The 18869-nt window shown below is 57.0% G+C and carries 21 protein-coding genes; 11 read left to right on the top strand and 10 right to left on the bottom strand.

Translation table 11 applies throughout. The features are described from left to right. Entirely contained in the window at window positions 1–978 is a 978-nt protein-coding gene (locus AC2FLU_RS16490) for an ABC transporter ATP-binding protein (protein WP_480555657.1), read from the top strand. Further along, complete coding sequence (locus AC2FLU_RS16485; RefSeq protein WP_480555655.1) at window positions 975–1931, top strand: dipeptide ABC transporter ATP-binding protein; 957 nt, start codon at window positions 975–977, stop codon at window positions 1929–1931. The genes AC2FLU_RS16490 and AC2FLU_RS16485 overlap by 4 nt, the downstream gene beginning before the upstream one ends. 73 nt (window positions 1932–2004) lie before the next feature. Here the strand turns inward: AC2FLU_RS16485 and AC2FLU_RS16480 are convergent, their stop codons facing one another. After that, window positions 2005–2775: a transporter substrate-binding domain-containing protein gene (locus AC2FLU_RS16480; protein WP_496716051.1), complete on the bottom strand. Its 771-nt coding sequence runs from the start codon at window positions 2773–2775 to the stop codon at window positions 2005–2007. A 121-nt stretch (window positions 2776–2896) separates the two neighbouring features. Between AC2FLU_RS16480 and AC2FLU_RS16475 the strand changes: the two genes are divergently transcribed. Genes AC2FLU_RS16475 through AC2FLU_RS16465 form a run of 3 tightly spaced genes read left to right on the top strand, consistent with a single transcriptional unit; the run spans window position 2897 to window position 4752 of the window. Beyond that, window positions 2897–3637, top strand: a complete 741-nt coding sequence (locus AC2FLU_RS16475) for an amino acid ABC transporter ATP-binding protein (protein ID WP_480477603.1) — start codon at window positions 2897–2899, stop codon at window positions 3635–3637. A 9-nt stretch (window positions 3638–3646) separates the two neighbouring features. Next, the gene (locus tag AC2FLU_RS16470; RefSeq protein ID WP_480477601.1) at window positions 3647–4405 is read left to right on the top strand and encodes an amino acid ABC transporter permease; all 759 of its coding nucleotides are present in this window, start codon (window positions 3647–3649) and stop codon (window positions 4403–4405) included. 11 nt (window positions 4406–4416) lie between these two features. Further along, a complete protein-coding gene (locus tag AC2FLU_RS16465; protein ID WP_480477599.1) occupies window positions 4417–4752 on the top strand; it encodes a carboxymuconolactone decarboxylase family protein in 336 nt (111 codons plus the stop codon). 31 nt (window positions 4753–4783) lie between these two features. Here the strand turns inward: AC2FLU_RS16465 and AC2FLU_RS16460 are convergent, their stop codons facing one another. Beyond that, window positions 4784–5716: a hydrogen peroxide-inducible genes activator gene (locus AC2FLU_RS16460; RefSeq protein ID WP_480520830.1), complete on the bottom strand. Its 933-nt coding sequence runs from the start codon at window positions 5714–5716 to the stop codon at window positions 4784–4786. A gap of 107 nt (window positions 5717–5823) precedes the next feature. Between AC2FLU_RS16460 and katG the strand changes: the two genes are divergently transcribed. After that, a complete protein-coding gene (gene katG, locus AC2FLU_RS16455) occupies window positions 5824–8004 on the top strand; it encodes a catalase/peroxidase HPI (RefSeq protein ID WP_496808882.1) in 2181 nt (726 codons plus the stop codon). 70 nt (window positions 8005–8074) lie between these two features. Here katG and AC2FLU_RS16450 read toward each other — a convergent pair whose 3' ends face one another. From AC2FLU_RS16450 to AC2FLU_RS16425, 6 genes are all read right to left on the bottom strand, one after another. Continuing rightward, a complete protein-coding gene (locus AC2FLU_RS16450) occupies window positions 8075–8917 on the bottom strand; it encodes a fumarylacetoacetate hydrolase family protein (RefSeq protein ID WP_480495879.1) in 843 nt (280 codons plus the stop codon). A gap of 18 nt (window positions 8918–8935) precedes the next feature. Beyond that, window positions 8936–9691, bottom strand: coding sequence for an SDR family oxidoreductase (locus tag AC2FLU_RS16445; RefSeq protein WP_496808883.1), 756 nt, complete (start codon window positions 9689–9691; stop codon window positions 8936–8938). A 139-nt stretch (window positions 9692–9830) separates the two neighbouring features. Further along, the gene (locus tag AC2FLU_RS16440) at window positions 9831–10661 is read right to left on the bottom strand and encodes an amidohydrolase family protein (protein WP_496808884.1); all 831 of its coding nucleotides are present in this window, start codon (window positions 10659–10661) and stop codon (window positions 9831–9833) included. Then, window positions 10658–11086, bottom strand: a complete 429-nt coding sequence (locus AC2FLU_RS16435) for an RbsD/FucU family protein (RefSeq protein ID WP_496808885.1) — start codon at window positions 11084–11086, stop codon at window positions 10658–10660. Before AC2FLU_RS16435 ends, AC2FLU_RS16440 begins: the two co-directional genes overlap by 4 nt. Then, complete coding sequence (locus AC2FLU_RS16430) at window positions 11076–12128, bottom strand: aldo/keto reductase (RefSeq protein WP_496808886.1); 1053 nt, start codon at window positions 12126–12128, stop codon at window positions 11076–11078. Before AC2FLU_RS16430 ends, AC2FLU_RS16435 begins: the two co-directional genes overlap by 11 nt. Then, a complete protein-coding gene (locus AC2FLU_RS16425; protein WP_480520815.1) occupies window positions 12125–12862 on the bottom strand; it encodes a GntR family transcriptional regulator in 738 nt (245 codons plus the stop codon). Before AC2FLU_RS16425 ends, AC2FLU_RS16430 begins: the two co-directional genes overlap by 4 nt. An 81-nt stretch (window positions 12863–12943) precedes the next feature. Here AC2FLU_RS16425 and AC2FLU_RS16420 point away from each other — a divergent pair, with 81 nt between their 5' ends. From AC2FLU_RS16420 to AC2FLU_RS16405, 4 genes are read left to right on the top strand one after another with little or no spacing between them, the layout of a single operon-like run. Next, entirely contained in the window at window positions 12944–14497 is a 1554-nt protein-coding gene (locus AC2FLU_RS16420) for a UxaA family hydrolase (protein WP_496808887.1), read from the top strand. 41 nt (window positions 14498–14538) lie between these two features. Then, a complete protein-coding gene (locus AC2FLU_RS16415; protein WP_480495890.1) occupies window positions 14539–16062 on the top strand; it encodes a sugar ABC transporter ATP-binding protein in 1524 nt (507 codons plus the stop codon). After that, a complete protein-coding gene (locus tag AC2FLU_RS16410; protein WP_480495892.1) occupies window positions 16062–17069 on the top strand; it encodes an ABC transporter permease in 1008 nt (335 codons plus the stop codon). The genes AC2FLU_RS16415 and AC2FLU_RS16410 overlap by 1 nt, the downstream gene beginning before the upstream one ends. A 44-nt stretch (window positions 17070–17113) precedes the next feature. Continuing rightward, complete coding sequence (locus AC2FLU_RS16405; RefSeq protein WP_496716311.1) at window positions 17114–18058, top strand: ABC transporter substrate-binding protein; 945 nt, start codon at window positions 17114–17116, stop codon at window positions 18056–18058. A gap of 54 nt (window positions 18059–18112) precedes the next feature. Here AC2FLU_RS16405 and AC2FLU_RS16400 read toward each other — a convergent pair whose 3' ends face one another. Together AC2FLU_RS16400 and AC2FLU_RS16395 are read right to left on the bottom strand one after the other, a co-directional pair. Further along, entirely contained in the window at window positions 18113–18412 is a 300-nt protein-coding gene (locus AC2FLU_RS16400) for a CcdB family protein (RefSeq protein ID WP_496808888.1), read from the bottom strand. Then, window positions 18412–18642 (bottom strand): type II toxin-antitoxin system CcdA family antitoxin, encoded by a 231-nt coding sequence (locus tag AC2FLU_RS16395; RefSeq protein ID WP_480520806.1) that lies wholly within the window; start codon window positions 18640–18642, stop codon window positions 18412–18414. Before AC2FLU_RS16395 ends, AC2FLU_RS16400 begins: the two co-directional genes overlap by 1 nt. Here AC2FLU_RS16395 and AC2FLU_RS16390 point away from each other — a divergent pair. Next, a partial coding sequence (locus AC2FLU_RS16390) for a hypothetical protein (protein WP_496808889.1) occupies window positions 18630–18869 on the top strand: 240 nt, incomplete at its 3' end. The genes AC2FLU_RS16395 and AC2FLU_RS16390 overlap by 13 nt on opposite strands.

Raw genomic sequence — 18869 nt, 5'->3', positions numbered from 1 at the left:
ATGAGCCTTTTGCAGATCCGTAATCTGACTGTCGAGTTCGCCACATCTTCGGGTAGTTTCCGCGCCGTGGACGGTGTTGACCTGTCGGTCGACAAAGGCGAATTGCTGGCCATCGTCGGCGAAAGCGGTTCGGGCAAGTCCGTGTCGATGCTGGCACTGATGGGCTTGCTGCCCTGGACCGCCACGATCACCGCCGATGAGATGAGCTTTGAGGGCCGTGACCTGTCCGGTATCTCGGCCCGCGAACGGCGCAAGATCATTGGTAAGGACATGGCGATGATCTTTCAGGAACCGATGTCCTCGCTGAACCCCTGTTTTACTGTCGGGTTTCAGATCAAAGAGGCATTGCGCATCCACCTTGGCCTGAACCGAAAAGAGCGTCACGAGCGTGCGGTCGAATTGTTCGATCAGGTTGGCATTCCCGCGCCTGAAAGCCGCCTGAATTCCTTTCCGCATCAAATGTCAGGGGGCATGAACCAACGGGTTGTGATCGCGATGGCCATTGCCTGCAACCCCAAGCTGCTGATCGCCGATGAACCGACCACGGCGCTGGACGTGACCATTCAGGCGCAGATTCTGGATCTGTTGATCCGGTTGCGTAATGAGCATGGCATGGGTCTGGTTCTGATCACCCATGACATGGGTGTCGTGGCGGAAACCGCCGAGCGGGTTCAGGTGCAATATGCCGGGCAAAAGGTTGAAGAACAGCCTGTCAGGGATTTGTTTCGAACGCCGCGTCATCCCTATACCACGGCCCTGCTAAGTGCTTTGCCGGAGCGGGCAACGTCCAAGATTCTGCCGACGATTCCAGGTGTTGTACCTGGGCAATTCGACCGGCCAAAAGGATGCCTTTTCAGCCCACGGTGCCGCTTTGCCGATGCGACCTGCGCTCAGACCCCGCCGACCCCTCATGCCGAGGCATTTGGCAAGGCGCGCTGTCACCATGTTGAAAAGATTGCCGCCGGAGAGCTGGTATGACCACACCTATCGTTCAGGCCAACGCCCTGGCCCGGTTTTACACGGTCAAAGGCGGGTTGCTGTCCAAACCCGCAACCGTAAAGGCGCTGTCGGGGGTGGATTTCGACCTGCAACCGGGAAAAACATTGGCCATTGTCGGAGAGTCAGGCTGTGGCAAGTCTACGCTGGCCAGACTGATCACAATGATCGAAGAACCAACCTCGGGCAGCCTGACGATAAACGGGGTCGAAATTACCCCTTCGCAATGGAGCAAGATGCGAGAGACGGTGCAGATCGTCTTTCAGGATCCCTATAGCTCGTTGAATCCGCGTCAGCGCATCGGCCAGATCCTGCAGGAACCGCTGATCATCAACCGGCCTCAGATGACGGCCGCCGACCGTGAAATGCAGGCACGCAAGATGATCGAGATGGTGGGCCTGCGCCCGGAACATTATGACCGCTATCCGCATATGTTCTCGGGTGGGCAGCGCCAGCGGATCGCCATTGCGCGGGCGCTTATGCTGGACCCAAAGGTGCTGGTTCTGGATGAACCTGTCTCGGCACTGGATGTGTCGATTCAATCGCAGATCCTGAACTTGCTGGTCGATCTTCAGGAACGGCTGAACTTGGCCTACCTGTTCATTTCACATGACTTGTCGGTTGTCCGGCATTTCGCCGACGACGTGATTGTCATGTATCTGGGGCGCGCGGTCGAAAAAGGTCCGAAAGAGAAGCTGTTCGCTGCTCCCCGACATCCGTACTCCAAGGCGTTGCTCTCCACGACGCCCCGTGCCGACCCGGATGCCCGGAAAGAGCGGATCAAGCTGGAAGGCGAGTTGCCGTCACCCATGAACATCCCGAAAGGGTGCGCATTTGCGCAACGATGCTGGCTCGCGACTGAACAGTGCAGGCAAACATTGCCTGAACTGGATGATGAAATTCATCAGGTCGCGTGTCTGCATCCTCTTTTCTGAAAAACCAGATGGCCAGCGAAAACGCCCGGGCCTTAGGACCGGGCGTTAGAAAATCCGCACGTCCTTGAAGGCGTCAGAGCCCCCATTTCTCGCGGTTTGCTTCAAAGAAGCCTTCCGCTTTTTTCACTTCGATCCAGTTGTTTACATAATTTATCCAGATCTGGTCGCCTTGTGGCAGGATCATTGCAATCGGCGAAGGTGACCGGGGGCCGGCGTTTTTCACGCGCTCTACTGGAAACTTCTCCTCTAGTGTCGATCCTTCGATGTTCGACGTGATGAACACATCAGCACGACCGGCGATAACTTCCTGAAAACCGCGGGCTGGGGCCTCGACCACCTTGATCTCGGCGTTAGGGAACCACTCGCGGACCCGTTTTTCAAACGTGGTGCCCAAAGTCGTCGCGACCTTAACTCCGGGTTGATTGATCGAGTCATATCCGTCGAATTTTTCGACCTTGTCCTTGGTGGTGTAGGGGAAGAGTTCCACCGAGATATAGCTGTCTGAAAAACCCGCAACTTTCATGCGCGGTGGTGAAATCGATGCCGACCCGGTCAGGTGGTACTTGCCCGCGACCACACCATTCACCAGTGTTTTCCAGTCGGTGGGGACAAATTCTACCTCAACCCCAAGATCGGCGGCCAGTGCATTCATGATGTCGATGTCGTACCCTTTGTAGCTGTTGGTTGCCGGGTCGCGCAGTGTCATAGGGTTCCAGTCACCTGTGGTGCCAACCTTGAGCACGCCGGAATCCAGAATCTCGTTCAGCGCAGATTGCGCCTGTGCGGAACCTGACAATACAAGCCCCAACACGGCAGCCGCCGCGGCTTTCCAAAAAACGCTCATAGGTATCTCCCGTTGGTGGCGTTACGATCTTGTGATCGTATTCTTCATTGATTTAAGTCTAAAGGGAAAGATAACCTCAAGAAAATTTTATACTGAGGCTAAAATAGGGGCAATTCAGCTTATGCCAGACGCCGCAATCGAACTTGTGGATGTGAATAAGTGGTTTGATACCTTTCACGTTCTCAAGGACATCAATCTGACAGTTAACAGCGGCGAAAAGGTGGTAATTTGCGGACCTTCCGGGTCAGGAAAATCGACCGTTGTGAGATGTATCAACCAGTTGGAAAAGCACCAGAAAGGTACCATTCGTGTAGACGGGATTGAGCTGACGGATGATGCAAAATCTGCGGCAACCATTCGGTCAGAAGTCGGGATGGTTTTCCAGCAATTCAATCTGTTTCCACATTTGACCGTTTTGGAGAACCTAACTCTGGGCCCGATCAAAGCGCGCGGCCTGAGCCGGAAGGACGCGGAAGAAAAAGCGCGCCATTATCTGGATCGGGTACATATTCCCGATCAGGCGGACAAAAAGCCCATGCAGTTGTCCGGTGGTCAGCAACAGCGCGTGGCCATCGCGCGGTCCCTGTGCATGGAGCCACGCGTGCTGTTGTTTGATGAACCCACGTCGGCGCTGGACCCCGAGATGATCTCGGAAGTGTTGGAAGTTATGGTGGAACTGGCGAATGAGGGCATGACCATGGTGGTCGTGACCCACGAGATGGGGTTTGCCCGCAAAGTGGCTGACAAGATGATCTTCATGGATGCTGGTGAGATCGTCGAAGAAGGCAAGCCGGAACATTTCTTCACCAACCCTCAGTCTGATCGGTGTCGCAAATTCCTGTCTCAGATACTACAGCACTAAGAGGGGCAGATGAAAAAACTCTTTATGATAATGCCCCTGCTGATGCTCACAGGCTGTTCGTCGTCCCAGACCTGGGGTTGGTATGTGATCAACCCGACCACAGCATCGGGTTGGATCAATGTAAAATTCCTGATCTCAGGGATGGGGGCAACGATCCAGATTTCACTGATCGCGGCCGTGTTGTCGATCGTACTGGGGCTGATGGTGGCCCTGCCGGGATTGTCCGAGAAACGCGGCTGGCGGCTGGTCAACCGTGTTTACGTTGAATTCATTCGCGCCATTCCCCTGCTGCCGATGCTGTTCTGGGTCTTTTACGGATTGCCCATTGTGTTCAAGTCGATGGGCATGAACGTCCCCATCGATCCCTTTTGGGGTGCGATCATCACATTGGCGATTTCTGACAGCGCCTTCACTGCCGAGATTTACCGCGCAGGAATTCAATCCATTGCGCGTGGTCAGAGCGAAGCGGCGCAGACCATCGGGCTGAACTATATGCAGACCATGCGCTATGTGATCCTGCCGCAGGCAATCCGGCGCATTCTGCCGCCCTTGGCAAACCAGTTCATCTACATCGTCAAGATGAGCGCATTCGCCAGCGTTATCGGGATGCAGGAACTGACCCGGCGCGCGAATGAGCTGGTGGTCACGGAATACCGCCCGTTGGAAATCTATACCCTGTTGATCTTTGAATACCTGATCCTGGTTCTGATCATCAGTGCCGGTGTGCGCTGGCTGGAGCGTCGCATGGGCGCGGACGAGCGCGGTTAAGGAGACTGGATATGGACTGGAAAGCTTTCATGGCCGAGACCGAGGCCAATATCGGAACTTTTTCGAAGGAGGTGCCCGAAACCGTGCGCGGCTTTGGCATCATGGGCAAGGCCGCCAAGACCGATGGCGCGCTGAGTGAGAAAACCAAGGAATTCATGGCCCTTGGCATCGCCATTGCGACCCGCTGCGACAGCTGCATCGGATTTCACGTGCGTTCCCTTGTCCGGCTGGGTGCCACCCGAGACGAGATGTGCGAGGCATTGGCGATGGCGACCTATATGGGTGGCGGGCCGTCTTATGCCTACAGCGCCAAAGCGTTGAAGGCTTATGATGTGTTTTCTGGGTAATTGCCACGCAAATCACTAAAGCGGTTAGTGATCATCCGTTTGGTTCCGGTTTCATTTGCCCCATGCCTCCAGCGTTTTCTTCGGCGGTTTTGCGAATAATTGCGCCAATTTTCAGGAGGTTTTCGCCCAGCGGGTTGGTCTTTCGCCAGATCAGGCCGATGGTCCGGGTTGGTGGAGTATCCTGAAAGCGGGCGATGGACACGTCGGCAGACCGGGTTTCCAGCCCCACGGCCATTTCCGGTATCAGCGTCACACCGATGCCCGCCCCGACCATCTGCACCAATGTGGACAGAGAGCTGCCCTCCATAATGTGTTGCGGTTCGATATTGCGGATCGAACAGAATGAAAGCGCCTGATCCCTGAAACAATGCCCTTCTTCCAGCAACAGCAGCCGCATGGTTCTGAGCTGTGACGAACTTGGCATTGGCAACCCGGCGTCCCGCGCCGGGCGAACCAGCAGAAAGTCTTCGTTAAACAACGAAAATTCCCGAAGGCTAGGTTCCGAGACCGGCAAAGCGACAACGGCAAAATCCAGTCTGGAGTCCAAAATTTCGCCGATCAGGGTTTGGGTGATGGTCTCTTTGGGTTCGATCGTCAGCTGCGGGAATCGTTGCGACAGTGCCTTAATGATTGATGGCAGCAAATAAGGCGCGACCGTGGGGATGACCCCGATTCTGATGCGACCCGACAAGGGACCAGCGGAAGATTGCACAAGATTCCCCAAATCTTCGACCCGCGTCAGGATTTCGCGGCCATGTTTTAGGACATCTTCGCCAAGCGCGGTCAGGCGGGTTTCGCGTGCTGCGCGTTCGACCAAGGGGCCACCCATTATGGCCTCCAGCTCCTTGATTTGTATGGAAAGCGCGGGTTGCGATATCGCGCTGGCTGCCGCCGCCTTGCCAAAGTGGCCGTGGGTGGCAAGCGCTTCGAAGTAGCGCAGGTGTTTAAGTGTGAGTGACTTCATAGGAAAAATTAATCGCAATGATAGTAATTACAAATTTCCAATTATCGAAACCGTAAGGTACGAGTCAAGACATCTGAACCCCTCGGTAAATACTCAGGAGATTTACAATGGACGGTAATCCCCACAATCACCAATCCGGCGGCTGCCCAGTCTTGCATGGCGGGAACACGGGCACGGGCAACTCTGTCACCAAATGGTGGCCGGATGCGCTGAACCTGGACATTCTGAGCCAGCACGACACCCGCACCAACCCGATGGACGCGGATTACAACCACCGCGAGGCAGTCAAAGGGCTGGATTTCAACGCTGTTCGTGCTGACGTCGAAGCGTTGCTGACCGACAGTCAGGACTGGTGGCCGGCCGATTGGGGCCACTATGGCGGCCTGATGATCCGACTGGCGTGGCACTCTGCCGGGTCGTACCGTCTGGGGGATGGTCGTGGTGGCGCAGGCTCGGGCAACATCCGTTTTGCACCGCTGAACTCATGGCCGGATAATGCCAGCCTTGATAAAGCGCGCCGTCTGCTCTGGCCGGTGAAAAAGAAATACGGCAATGCGCTGTCCTGGGCAGACCTGATTGTTCTGTCGGGAACGGTTGCCTACGAAGCCATGGGTCTGAAGACCTTTGGCTTTGGCTTTGGCCGCGAAGATATCTGGGGCCCGGAAAAAGACGTCTACTGGGGTTCGGAAAACCAGTGGCTGGCTCCGTCCGAGAACCGCTATGGCGATCTGGAAACCCCCGGCACGCTGGAAAACCCGCTGGGCGCGGTGCACATGGGCCTGATCTATGTGAACCCCGAAGGTGTGAACGGTAATCCGGACCCGGCGAAAACAGCGCTGCACATCCGCGAAACCTTTGCCCGCATGGCGATGAATGACGAAGAGACGGCGGCGCTGACCTGCGGTGGTCACACAGTCGGCAAAGCCCATGGTGCGATGGCAGGCGATCATATCGGTGCCGAGCCCGAAGCCTGCCCGGTCTCCGGTCAGGGCCTGGGTTGGAACAACCCCGATCAGAACGGCAAGGCAACCAACGCATTCACCTCTGGTATCGAGGGTGCGTGGACAAAAAACCCGACCAAATTCGACATGGGCTTTTTCGATTACCTGTTCGGATATGAGTGGGAATTGGGTAAATCGCCCGCGGGTGCACAACAGTGGCAGCCTATCGACATGCCGGAAGATGAAAAGCCGGTCGACCCGACCGACCCTTCGGTTCGGCGAATGCCGGTCATGACCGATGCGGACATGGCAATGAAGATCGATCCGATTTACAACGCGATCTGTCAGAAGTTCATGGCTGACCCGGATTACTTTGCTGACACCTTTGCCCGCGCTTGGTTCAAGCTGACCCACCGCGATATGGGGCCACGCGTCAACTACTATGGCCCAAACGTCCCGTCAGAAGAGCTGATCTGGCAGGACCCGGTCCCTGCCGGTTCGACCGCGTATGACGTCGGTGCCGTCAAGGCAAAGATCGCCGACAGCGGTCTGACCACGGTCGAGATGATCACCACAGCATGGGACAGCGCCCGCACCTTCCGTGGCTCGGACAAACGCGGCGGCGCAAACGGTGCACGTATCCGTCTGGCGCCACAGAAAGACTGGGCAGGGAATGAGCCCGAGCGTCTGGCAAAAGTGCTGGGCGTGCTGGAGCCGATTGCAGCGGAAACCGGGGCCTCGATTGCAGACGTGATCGTTCTGGCGGGCAACGTCGGTCTGGAACAGTCGATCAAAGCCGCAGGTTTTGACATGACGGTTCCGTTCTCGGCTGGTCGCGGCGACGCAACGGACGAGCAGACCGATGCCGTCAGCTTCTCGGTGCTGGAGCCGCTGGCGGACGGGTTTAGAAACTGGCAGCTGAAGGAATACGCGGTATCCCCCGAGGCGATGATGCTGGACCGCGCGCAACTGCTGGGTCTGACCGCAGCCGAGATGACGGTTCTGGTTGGTGGCCTGCGTGTGCTGGGTGCCAATCACGGTGGAACAGAGCATGGGGTCTTCACGGATCGCGTGGGTCAGTTGACCACCGACTTCTTCGTCAATCTGACGGATATGTCGCTTAGTTGGCACCCGGTTGACGGCGGCACCTATGAGCTGCGTGATCGCGCCTCGGGCGAGGTCAGGTTCACCGCAACCAGCGCGGATCTGGTCTTCGGCTCGAACTCGATCCTGCGTGGCTACGCCGAGGTCTATGCCCAGGACGATAATGCCCAGAAGTTCGTGCGCGACTTCGTAGCGGCCTGGACTAAGATCATGAACAACGACCGGTTCGATCTGGTAGCCTAAGTCAAAAAAAATTCAGGCGAGGGAAACCTCGCCTGATATCGTGTTCGGGCTGATATCTGGTAGTGCCCGATTATCCCGCGATCACATTCTGTTTTTGAACACCCAGGCCTTCGATGCCCAGTTCCATCGTGTCGCCGGGTTTCAGATAGACTTGCGGGTTTTGCCCCATGCCCACACCCGGCGGAGTTCCGGTCGAGATCACATCGCCCGGCTGCAAAGACATGAATTGCGACAGGTGTGAGATCACAGTTGCCACCCCGAAATGCATCGTCCGGGTCGAGCCGTCCTGATAACGGTGGCCGTTGACCTCAAGATACATCGGCAGGTTCTGTGGGTCTGCAACCTCGTCCCGCGTCACCAGCCAGGGACCGATGGGGCCGAATGTATCTGCCGACTTGCCCTTGACCCACTGCCCCGAGCGGTGAAGCTGAAAATCACGTTCCGACAGGTCATTGACCACGCAATAGCCAGCGACGTGATCCATCGCTTCGGCCTCGGAGATGTATTTTGTTTCCTTGCCGATCACCACGCCCAACTCGACCTCCCAGTCGGTCTTGACGGACCCGCGCGGGATTTCCACCGTGTCGTTCGGCCCGATAATGGCCGATGTCGCCTTGAAAAAGATCACAGGTTCCTGCGGCAATTCCATACCGCTTTCTGCCGCGTGGTCGGCATAGTTCAGGCCGATACAAATGAACTTGCCCACATGGCCGACACACGCCCCTAAACGGGTGTTGCCTTCAACCATCGGCAAATCTTGTGCATTCAGCGCGCGCAGTCGCGCCAACCCTTCGTCGCTGAGAACGTCGCCCGAAATATCGTCGATGACGCCTGACAGGTCGCGAATTGTGCCATCGTCGTGCAGCAGCCCGGGCTTTTCAGCACCCAAGGCGCCAAACCGCAGTAGTTTCATATTGTGATCCCTTTCAGCTTAAATCGCCCATCCGCCATCAATGGCAAAGGGCTGACCAGTGGTAAATGCACTGCTGTCGCTCGCAAGGTAGAGCGCCAGATCGGCAATCTCGTCCGCGGTTCCAATGCGCCCCATTGGCTGGCGGGCGATGAAATCCGTCATCGCCTTTTCGTAGTCGCCCGTCGCCCGCAAACGCTCGTGCAGGCTGGGGCTGTCGACAGTGCCGGGACAGATGGCGTTGCACCGAATGCCCTGCGTGACGAAATCGGCGGCGATCGACTTGGTCAGGCCAATTACGGCAGCCTTTGATGCGCAATATACAAACCGGTTTGGAACGCCCTTCATCGACGAGGCGACCGAGGACATATTGATGATCGACCCCCCGCCGTTTTTCAACATCGCGGGCAGGGTCAGACGGATCAGGCGATACATGGCCTTCACATTAAGATCGAAACTGAAATCCCAGTCGTCCTCTTCGCACTCAAGAATGGTGCCGTTTGCCACGTATCCAGCGCAATTGAACAGGATATCCAACGGTGGCAATTCAGCCACGGCACGTTTCACGGCATGCGCATCTGTCACGTCGAGATGGATCGGAGAGATCCCGTCGATCTCCGAAAGCCCGGCCAAGTTGGTTTCGTTGATGTCGCTGGCAAAGACATGCGCGCCTTCGGCTGCGAACAGTTCGGCCGTGGCACGTCCGATGCCCTGTCCAGCGGCGCTGATGAATGCGGTTTTGCCTTTTAGTCGGTCAGAAGGCTGATGCGATGTCATTCTGGTCCTCATGATTTTCCCGAAACCGGGTGGTGTGGTGGGGATAACTGCCCTTCTGTTCGCGCCTCAGGGAAAACACTGGGCAGGATAAGCGGGCGCAAAACGGTGCGTCGCGTGTTTGGAGTCCGGTGCAGCACCGTCAAATCCTGATGTGATAGGCCTTTGCCGCATTCCCTCCGAGGATGGTTTCGCAGTCATCGGAGGAAAGTGCGCTTAGCAGTTCAGCGGTTGCATCGATCCAGCGTTCATAGCTGCTGGCCAGTGTGCAGACCGGCCAGTCGCTGCCCCAGATCAACCGCGATGGTCCGAACGTGTTCAGTAGGTGATCTACATAGGGGTACAGGTCCCGAACCGTCCAGTCAGGCGCAGCTTCGGTGACAAGACCGGACAGTTTGCAGAACGCGTTGGTGTCCCGCGCGATGGCGGCCATGTCTTCGGCCCACCCGTCAAGTACACCCTCCCGGATCAGAGGTTTTGAGCCATGGTCAATCACAACCCGCATGTTTGGGTGCCGCGCCACAAGTTGACGTAACGGGCCTAGGTGTCGGGGTAGGGTGAGGGCATCAAAAGTCAGATCGTTTGACTGGATGGCCTCAAAGGCAGGCGTCAGTGCCGCGCCGAGCATCCAGTTCGGATCAGCGATGTCCTGAATCATCGGCCGCAATCCAACCAAAGCGGGATGAGCGGCAAGTCTGGTGATTTGTGCACGCGCATCAGGGGCGTCAAAATCGACCCAGCCAACCACACCTTTGATAAAAGGTGTCTTGTCGGCCAGTGACGACAGGTACTCCGTCTCGGCGACGGTCGGCGCGGCCTGAACCAGAATTGTCCCGTCGATGCCCTGTGCTTGCAACAATGGCGCAAGGTCATCTGGCCCGAAGTCCCGGTAAATCTGGCCCAGGTTGGGTGTCAGCCACCCATAGTCACCACGCGACAGCGCCCAAAAATGCTGATGGGCGTCGATCTTCATGCGATCACGCCCTTCTTCAGGATGATGTTGCCGTAGAGCCTGCGTTCGCCGGTCTGAATGATGGCAAATGCGGATGCCGCGCGTTGGTAGAAGGCGAACCGGTCCAGACCCTGAATTTGCGCGGGGTTGTCAGCCCGCGCGTTGATGATCTTCTGGAAATCCGCGACGGCCTCGGGCACGACTTCGGGATCACCGACAACCTGCATGGTCAGTGCGGGGTCGGGCACGAATGTATCCAGCGGCATGACAGACAACACGGCGCCAAGCAGGTCGCTTGCCGTTGAACCGTCTGCACGGATGCAGTCGGGCCCAAGGCTTGAGCCCGGGAAATTGGCATCTGCAATAACGATGTCATCGCCATGGCCCATGGCGCGCAGGGCGTACAGCAATTCAGGAGACAGCAGCGGGTCGAGATTACGCAGCATTGACAGGTTCCTTGGGCAAGGGGGCATCTGACCGGATCAGGCCTTCGGTATGCAGGTCTGACCAAAGCTGGGCGGGGATGGAGCGTTCCAGCAGGGCGACATTGGCTTGAACCTCGGCCGCGTTAACAGCGCCCGGAACAACCGTTTTCACGGCGGGGTGTCCCAGAACAAATTGCAGCGCGGCTGCGATCAGTGGTGTGTCATGGGCCGCACAGACGGTCTCGATCCTGCGCACCCGTTCAAGAATATCCTCAGGCGCATCGGAATAGTTATACTTGGCCCCTGACACCGCTCCGGTGGCGAGGATGCCCGAATTATACGGCCCGCCCAGAATGATGCCCACATCGCGTTTCTCGCAAAGCGGCAGAAAACTGTTCAAGGCTTCCTGCTCCAAAAGCGTATACCGACCCGCCAGAAGAAACCCGTCGAAATCGCCAAGACCCAGCAGTTTCTCGCAAACCTGCCATTCGTTCACGCCCGCGCCAATCGCGGCGATCTCGCCTGCGTCTCGCAGTTCAACCAGCGCCTTGTAACCGCCGTCATCGAACAACTCGCGCACTTTGGCGTCTGACATTTCCTGACTGCCCTGACTGAAAGCGCAGACGTCATGCACCAGAAGAATGTCTGCATTGGCAACACCGATCCGGTCCCGGCTTGCCTCATATGACCGCATGACGCCGTCATAGGTATAGTCGAACACAATGCGTTTCTGCGGAACGTCCACAAACGCTTCGGGCGTCACCTCATGTGGTTCGCAATCCAGCAGCAGACGACCAATTTTGGTCGATAGCTGGATGTTCTCACGTCCAAACCGCCTGATCGCTTCGCCAAAGCGATACTCGGACCGGCCCAACCCGTATTGCGGCGCGGTGTCGAAAAACCGGATGCCTGCGTCAAATGCGGATTGGAGCGCAGCTTGCGCATCAGCATCCGAGACCTTGCGATAAAGATTGCCCAAAGGTGCGCCGCCAAACCCCATGCGGGTCAGCGGCACGGGCCGGGACGTTTTGTTGTTCAGAAGAGCGGTTTGCGAAACGGTCATCCTGCCTCTCGGGTGGTTTGGGGCGTTAAGTTAAACAGCTGCGGTCTTTCCTGTTGCAGCCGTTCGATCCGAGGCATCAGTTGCCCAAGGTGATGGCGCATGGCGTCTTGTGCCGCACGTTCGTCATGGGCACTGATGGCATCGAATATCGCCCGGTGTTCGGACAGTGTTTCCGCAATGCGGCCGGGTGTCGGCAACAGCAACATCCGTGCGCGGCTGACCTGTAGCGACACGGTCTGTGCCACATCCGGCAGGCGAAGCATCCCGGTGAACGCCATCAACAGGGCGTGGAATTCCTCATCTGCGTGGTAAAACCCGGCAATGTCTTCATCTTCGATCAACAGCTCTTGCAGGCGCACATTGCGGCTCAGCTTTTTGCGCTGATCTTCGGTCAGGTCACGCGCAACCTTGGCCACTGTTGCCAGCTCCAGGGCCTCTCGCAGAAAGGCGCCTTCGCGAATTTCCTCCATCGAGAAATAGGACACACGTGTACCCGATTGCGGCACCACATCCACCAGCCCTTCGGCGGAAAGCCTGGTGATGGCGTCCGCGACAGGTGCGCGGGACACACCCAATTGCGCGCAGATCGGCGCCTTCCGAAGGTTAGCGCCGGGGGGGAAATCCAATGCCAGGATCGCCTGTTTGATGGATTGGTAAACGCGCTGCGCGAGCGACCCCTCAAATGTTGAAATGTCGGGCAGGCGGGTGGCGTCAATGTCGTATGGGTGGTTCATAAATCTGAACTATCATACTAACATGTTAGTTGACAAGAGAGGATTATCCCCGTAGCTCTGTGGCGAACAAGCGGGGAATCCATGCACCCAGTTTCAGAGATCAAAGCCCAGGGCGGCCCCGCCCGTGACACAATCCGGCTGAACCCGGATGACAACGTGATCATCGCGTTGCGCGACCTGAAAGCCGGCGCGCAACCGGATGGGTTATCGGTGCAGCTTCCCACGGAAATCGCACGCGGGCACAAGATCGCCACCGCCCCGATTGCGGCAGGTGAGAATGTGATCCGCTATGGACAGATCATAGGTCAGGCCAAAGCGGATATCGCCGCAGGCGAGCATGTTCATGTCCATAATCTGGGTATGGGGACGCATCAGCAGGACTACGCATATGCAAGCGCGAACACGCCGCTGCCCGAGATTTCAGGCTCCCGTATCTTCCAGGGCTTCCACCGCGCCGATGGCAAGGTCGGCACGCGCAACTACATCGGCATTTTGACAACGGTGAATTGCTCTGGCTCCGTGGCGAGGTTCATAGCCGAAGCCACCGAGAAACGGGGCTTGTTGGACGCGTACCCGAATGTGGACGGTATCGTCCCGATCGTTCATGGCACCGGATGCGGGATGTCGGGAAAAGATGAAGGCTATGCCACACTGTTCCGGACATTGGCTGGATATGCCCAGCACCCGAATTTCGCCGGTATCCTTCTGATCGGTTTGGGGTGCGAGGTGATGCAGGTAGCCGATCTGGTTGGGGGTCGTCCGATCCGTCCTGATGGCGTGCTGCGTTACATGACCATTCAGAGTGAGGGCGGTACGCGCCGTACCATTGAACGTGGATTGAACGAACTGCGCGGGATTGCCGAACTCGCGAACAAGGCCGAACGCGAACCTGCGCCGATCAGTGCGATAACGGTTGGAATGCAATGCGGCGGGTCGGATGGCTATTCCGGGATCACCGCCAATCCCGCTTTGGGTTATGCCTCGGATTTGCTGGTGCGGCATGGCGGTACGACGATCTTGTCCGAAACCTCGGAAATCTACGGTGCAGAACACCTTTTGACCCGGCGGGCCGAGACCGTTGAAGTCGGGGAAAAGCTGATAGAACGCATTCGCTGGTGGGAGGGGTATACTCACCGCAACGGTGGTGAGATGAACAACAACCCTAGCCCCGGCAACAAGCGCGGCGGGTTGACGACCATTCTTGAGAAATCGCTGGGCGCTGTCGCCAAAGGCGGAACCGCGCCCTTGCGCGGTGTTTACAAGTTTGGCGAGAAAATCGACAGGACCGGGTTTGTTTTCATGGACAGCCCCGGTTTCGACCCATGCTCGGTCACGGGGCAGGTGGCATCAGGCGCGAACCTGATCGTGTTTACCACAGGGCGAGGCTCGGTTTCGGGTTATCAACCAACGCCCTGCATCAAGCTGGCAACCAATTCCGAAATGTATGCCCGGATGTCAGAAGACATGGATCTGAACTGTGGGGACATCGTCACAGACGGCGTGAGCATCCAGGCAAAAGGCGAAGAGCTGTTCGAAATGCTGATCCGCGTTGCATCGGGTGAACAAACAAAAAGCGAAGAACTTGGCTTTGGTGGGGTCGAATTTGTCCCCTGGCAAATCGGCGCAGTGATGTAGGCCGCACCACCCCTTGGGGAGAGGGGTGTTTGGGAGGGTAAATGACAAAACTGGTCGACATGTCGGGGATCGAGAAACACTTTCCCGGAGTCCATGCGCTGAAATCAGTGCAGTTCGATCTGGTGCCCGGTGAAGTCCATGCGCTGATGGGCGAGAACGGTGCAGGCAAAAGCACGCTGATGAAAATCCTCTCGGGGATCTATCAGCGCGACGGCGGCACACTGCAAATCGAAGGGCGTAATGCAAACCCAACCACGCCACGCGAGGCGCAGGCTTTGGGTATCGGTATCATCCATCAGGAACTGAGCCTGATGAATGATCTGACGGTGGCACAGAATATTTTTATTGGCCGCGAACCTCGCAAACGGTTTGGCCGACTGAACGATGCCGAGTTGAATGCACAGACAGCCGAGATTTTTGCGTCCATGAACCTAAACCTCGACCCCAGGGCGCAGGTCGGCAGTCTGACCATCGCCAAACAACAGATGGTCGAGATCGCCAAGGCCCTGTCTTTCCGGTCCAGGGTTCTGATCATGGATGAACCGACCGCGGCCCTAAACGATGCTGAAATTGCCGAGCTGTTCGTCATCATCCGCCGTCTGAAGGCCGAAGGCGTGGGCATTGTCTATATCAGCCACAAAATGGATGAGCTGAAGCAGATCGCTGACCGGGTCACGGTGATGCGCGACGGAGAATACGTTGGCACAGTTGACGCGGCAGCAACGCCGATCAGCCAGATTATCGCGATGATGGTGGGTCGCGAAGTCAAGGAAGAGCCGCTGGTTCCCCCCGATCTGAGCGATGCCGAAGTTTCGCTGGAAGTGACCGGGCTGTGTCGGGGTCACGAAATCCACGATGTCAGCTTCTCGGTTCTGAAGGGTGAAATCCTGGGCTTTGCCGGGCTGATGGGGGCCGGACGTACCGAAGTTGCGCGGGCAATCTTCGGGGCAGATCCCAAGGATAGCGGAGAAATCCGGGTGCATGGGCAGGTGGTCTCGATCCGCACGCCATCCGATGCCGTCAAGGCGGGCATTGGCTATCTTTCCGAGGATCGCAAGCATTTCGGCCTCGCCACTGGGATGAGCGTTCGTGACAATGTTGCCTTGGCGTCGATGGATATGTTCACCGGACGTGTCGGTGTTCTGAACGACAGTGAAATCAGCACGACGGCCAAGAGTTACATAATGCAGCTGGGTATTCGCACGCCTTCGGACACGCAGGAGGTGCGTCTTCTGTCCGGGGGCAATCAGCAGAAAGTTGTCATTGCCAAATGGCTGCTGCGGAATTGCGATATCCTGATTTTCGATGAACCCACGCGTGGCATCGACGTGGGCGCAAAATCTGAAATCTACAAGCTGCTGGAAGAACTTGCCGGGCAGGGCAAGACGATCATCGTGATTTCGTCGGAACTGCCCGAGATCATGCGCCTAAGCCATCGCATCGCTGTGATGTGTGAAGGCCGGCTGACCGGCATTCTGCCGGGCGGCAAAGACACCACTCAGGAAGATATCATGCATCTGGCGACCCAGCGGGTGGCAGCGATGCAGGTAACAGGAACAGCGTAATGACCTCAGCAACGGATATCGAAAAGAAAAGCCCGCTGGCGGGTCTCTCCGAAAGTGGCGCCTATCAAAAGCTGCTGGCCTTCGCCAGCTTGATTGCCTTGCTGATCGGGTTTTCAATCGCGTCGCCGAATTTCATGCAAACCTCAAACATGATCGCCATTTTGCAGGCGACATCGGTCAATGGGGTGCTGGCGGTTGCTGCAACACTGGTCATCATAACTGGCGGGATCGATCTGTCCGTGGGAACTCTGATGACGTTCTGCGCCGTCATTGCCGGTGTCGCGCTGACCTATCTCGGAATGCCGCTGTTGCTGGGGGTTGTGGCAGCGATTGCGGCGGGTGCGTTCTGCGGGCTGTGTTCGGGCACCTTTGTCGCCAAGATGAAAATCCCGCCCTTCATTGCCACGCTAGGTATGATGCTGATCCTAAAAGGGTTGTCGCTGGTGATCTCGGGCACGCGGCCCATCTACTTCAACGACACGCCGGGTTTTGACCAGATTTCGCGCGGGTCGCTGATCGGAGAGGTTTTCCCTGCTTTGCCGATCCCAAATGGCGTGCTGATCCTTTTCCTTGTTGCCATTGCAGCTTCGTACATTCTGGGGCGCACGGTTCTGGGCAGATACACCTTTGCGCTGGGATCGAACGAAGAAGCGGTGCGCCTTTCGGGGGTGAATACCGATCTTTGGAAGATGCGCATTTACGCTTTGGCAGGTGCGATCTGCGGTATCGGTGGAATCCTGATCGCGTCGCGTCTGAATTCGGCGCAGCCCGCGCTGGGGCTTGGCTACGAGCTGGAAGCTATTGCTGCCGTCGTGATCGGGGGCACGTCCCTGTCCGGTGGGCGCGGTACGATCCTTGGCACCCTGATCGGTGCCCTGATCATGGCAGTTCTGACCAATGGTTTGCGGGTGCTGTCCGTCGCGCAGGAATGGCAGACCGTTGTCACCGGCGCGATCATCATTCTGGCCGTTTACGCCGATATGGCGCGGCGCAGGAAGACAGGTTGAACATTCACAAAAATTAGAAACGAAGACCAACTGGAGGAGAAGACATGCTAACACGTCGTTTCATTTTGGGGGCCCTGAGTGCGGCCAGCCTTTCGATACCTGCATCAATGTCATCAGCGGAAGACATATATATTCCGCTGGTGTCCAAAGGGTTTCAGCACCAGTTCTGGCAGGCGGTAAAGTCGGGTGCGGAACAAGCCGCCGAGGAATACGGTGTCACGATCACCTTTGAAGGCCCGGACAACGAAACCATGGTGGATCGTCAGATCGACATGCTGGCGGCGGCCTTGGCCAATAACCCCAAGGCCATCGGTTTTGCCGCTCTGGACAGCCAGGCCGCCATTCCACTGTTGAAGCAAGCTGATGAAAAAGGCATTCCGATCATCGCCTTTGACAGTGGCGTTGACAGCGACATTCCGGTTTCTACAGCAACCACAGACAATCAGGCCGCGGCTGCGCTGGCTGCGGACAAGATGGCCGAGATGATTGGCGGCAAAGGCAAAGTGGCCGTTGTTGCGCATGACCAGACCAGCCGCACAGGCATTGATCGGCGTGACGGCTTCGTCAATCGTATTGCTGAAAAATACCCGGACATCGAAGTTGTCACGGTTCAATACGGTCAGGGTGACCACCTGAAATCGACCGAGGTGACCAAAGCAATCCTGACGGCGAACCCCGATCTGAATGGCATCTTCGGCACCAACGAGGGCTCGGCCATCGGTGTGGTGAACGGGGTGCAAGAACTGGGGGCCGAGGGGCTGGTCATCATCGGGTATGACAGCGGTAAGGCCCAGAAAGATGCGATCAAAAGCGGGTTGATGGCGGGTGCAATCACTCAGAATCCCGTGGGCATCGGGTATGAAACCGTCAAGGCTGCTGTAGCTGCGATGAAGGGCGAAGAAGTTCCTGCCCTGATTGATACCGGGTTCTACTACTACGACGCATCCAACATCGACGATCCGAAGATCGCGGCAGTGCTGTACGACTGATTTTCATTGTCATACTTGTTCCTGGCTCTTGGTTCTCCAAGGGCCAGAAGCTTGTCAGAATCCCTGCATCAGCATGTCGATGCCGGCGGCGATCTGCGCAAAGTGATCATCAAGGTTGTCGACTGGCGATTTTAGAATGCCCACCGGAACGGCAGCCATGAATTGGGTCGCCATTACAAACGGTTTGCCCTGGATATCAAAGACGGGATTGAGCCGGGTGGCTGGGATCGGCGCCGTCGCTTCGGGAAGCAGGGGCACGACGACGCGTGTGTTCAACCCGCTCAGCAGATCGCTCTGGATGTCCAGAAGATACCCGTCACCTGACGGGTTGGGGAACACGTCGTATTTTGGCATCAGAACTGTCGGTAGGTATCCAGCGGTAAGCCATTATGCTCGACATACGCGTTGGAACTCTCAAGTGCGGCCTTGTTTTCGGCTTTCCAGCGTTCAGCTTTTGCGCTGGCGACTGCGGCCCGAATGCCGTCTTCGGCTGCCCGGGACAGGTTGATCTTCAGATCCCGCGCCTCGGACAGTATATCGCCATCCAGTGATAGATTTGTCGGTCTACGAGATGGAGCATTCATTTGGTTACCCTCAAGACTGCGCCATTTTACCACTACGCTATATGCGCGTCAAACATGCGCATATTGCTCGACGCGCGGAAAATCTCTGTTCAACGGCACGTGGCAATCAGGAAGTTATTGGCCTGAAAAGAGCATTGCGCTCTGTTCTTGAGCTCCCCCTATTACTGTGCGACTTTTTGTTTGTGTTTGTTGAACTGTTGGTCGAAGAGGTTTTTGAAGGGGCCGTT

The sequence above is a fragment of the Ruegeria sp. SAZD013 genome (assembly GCF_059612525.1).
This window is presented reverse-complemented; position numbering and strand designations above follow the sequence as displayed.